General features: G+C 37.2%; 1 protein-coding gene. It reads left to right on the top strand.

Going from position 1 to position 2,417, the window contains the following annotated elements:
• Window positions 1-2,406 (top strand): tetratricopeptide repeat protein (locus tag VIK44_RS10370; RefSeq protein ID WP_331553831.1); only part of this gene is annotated, 2,406 nt, incomplete at its 5' end.
• Window positions 2,407-2,417: the final 11 nt, after the last annotated feature.

The following is a 2,417-nucleotide window of genomic DNA, read 5'->3' as shown; positions in this document are numbered from 1 at the left end:
CTTAAAACATTAGCCTGTTACTTAAAGGAAAAGGATAAATCCTTCACTTTTTACCATCGCTCATTTGCCGAGTGGCTTCGCGACAAAAATAACCTCGACTTCCATATCGAACCTATCCAAGGTGAAGCAAGACTGGCTGATGTCGGTTGGAATGAATATAAATGCAATGGCAAAGATCTGAGTGACTATATGCAAAAATATTTGCCCGACCATTTGGCCGCGACAAATCGATATGAAGAGCTGACTGAACTTCTGACAGATTTTAACATTTTGGAAATAATCTGGGAGAATGGCCGGGAACATGAATGGATGCAACACTGGAGACTCATAATGGACAAGGTCGATGTAATTGACGCTTATAAAAAATCTTTGGAAAAGCTGAATGAGAAGGAATCTGACACAAGTCATATTGCCAAAATATCCGGCAGGGTTGGAGCACTTTTGTGCGATCTCGGATTGCATGAAAAAGCGCTGCCATTTGCAGTAAAAGCAGTTGAATTATTAAAAGAAAGTGAGAATCTCAATAAAGAAGAATTAGCAGCTTCATTATTAATCCTTGCAGAACTCTATCGTCACCTCTGTGAATTTGAAGCAGCAGAGTCCTTGTATCATGAATCGCTACATCTGTATGAACAAATCTGGCCTGTCAGTATTGAGGTTGGCAAAGTAGTTTATGCGTTGTGTGTATTTTACAATACATGTACAAAACGGGATATTGATAAATCGATCTTTTACAACGAATGGGCCATAAGAATTCAGGAAAATCAGACCCCTCCACGTTATTCATCATTGGCAGACGCAATAAATGATAAGGGCATTTTACTGTTTGCAAAAGGAAATGTGGAAGAAGCATTGCCTTACTATGAGAAAGCTAAAAAATTGTTTGAGGAGGGTTTCCCCGAAGGACATCCGGAATTAGCTGTCGTTATGACAAATATTGCAGAGTTTTATTTTGGGAAAAATGAGTTCCAGAAAGCTTTGGATCTTAATTTACTTGCCTTGTCAATGAGGTCAATGTTTGTTGTTCCATATGATAGTAAATGTCAGCGTTTCAGACGCGATATCATTAAATATTATATGTCTCTGAAGCGATATAATGAAGCACAAAAAATGGCCGCTGAAGTCATCAAAACCGGAGAAAGCGGAAGCAGATATCCCCTTGATGTTAAAATAAGCGATATCACAATGCTTCTGATATTAACTTTATTAACCCATGATACAGTAGCCCGTGACAAGAATTTTAAATTCCTGTTTAATGAAATACACAAAGATCCCTCTATTTTCAATCGGACAGAAGGGGAAGAAATAATACAATTATTTAGTTTCACATTACTGAATGAGTTTAAACACGGACGTCATGAGTCTGCATTTTCGTTTAGTAAAATATTTGTAAATTTTTTAACTAATATTCAACCTCAACCATATAAATCTCTGGCGAATTATTTCAACTTGCTTGCTGATATATTTCATTATATGGATGCCAAAGACATTGAAAAACAGATGCGTGACACTGCAAAACAGTGGGAAATGTCGGGAGACAAAAGATTACCGTATCTTTTTAAGATTAAAGAGGCTGAAGAGCACCTGAATAATGGTGAGTTTAGAAAATCAAAAGATCTCATGACCGATGTATTTACAGATGCCTTAATTAATGAAGTCGAAAACAAGGACTGGAAACCATATCTGAGCAGAATTGCAAATGAACTGGCAATTAAACTTAAAAACAATCATAATGAATATGAATTGGCAGAGTGGTTTTATCAGCAGGGTTTTTTACTTAATCCCAAAAATGGCTTGCTAATTGGCAACTATGCTTTTTTGCTTACCAGTGTTTTTGGAAAAAACACAGAAGCTGAAATTTATTATGGGAAAGCCCTGGAGATCAATCCTGACGATGCAAATTGTTTAAGTAATTATGCTGTATACTATACAAATACGAAAAAGGACTATGAAAGAGCAGAACAACTGTTTTCAAAGGCCTCTGATCTGAATTCGGAACACGATGGTAGTATACAAGGCAACTATGCAGCCTTAAAAATAATTAAGGGTGAGCTGGAAATTGCCTATGACCTGGCTAAGGAATCGTACAATGAATGTATGAAAAATCCTGACAGGATGATGGTCAGATCATTATTTTGTGCCGCTTCAATTGCTGCAACCGAACAGAAAGATATCAGCCAGTATTTAGCACAGATTAAAACACTTTTTCTGATGGGAATTCAACGCGTTCCCTGGCAGGCAAATGCATTGATCGAGCACCTGAAAAAAACCATCCGGGCCAAAGAATATCTTCTTCTCGAAGCTTTATGGCTGGCAATCTGCAACAAAGAAAATGACTTGAAACTATTTGATGATTGGGAAAATTTAAGACCAATGCCGATTGATCGTCCATGGCCGGAAAAATAATTTAAATGCGC

The sequence above is a fragment of the Acetobacterium sp. genome (assembly GCF_036508315.1).
In the GTDB taxonomy this organism is placed as follows: Bacteria; Bacillota; Clostridia; order Eubacteriales; family Eubacteriaceae; genus Acetobacterium.
This window is presented reverse-complemented; position numbering and strand designations above follow the sequence as displayed.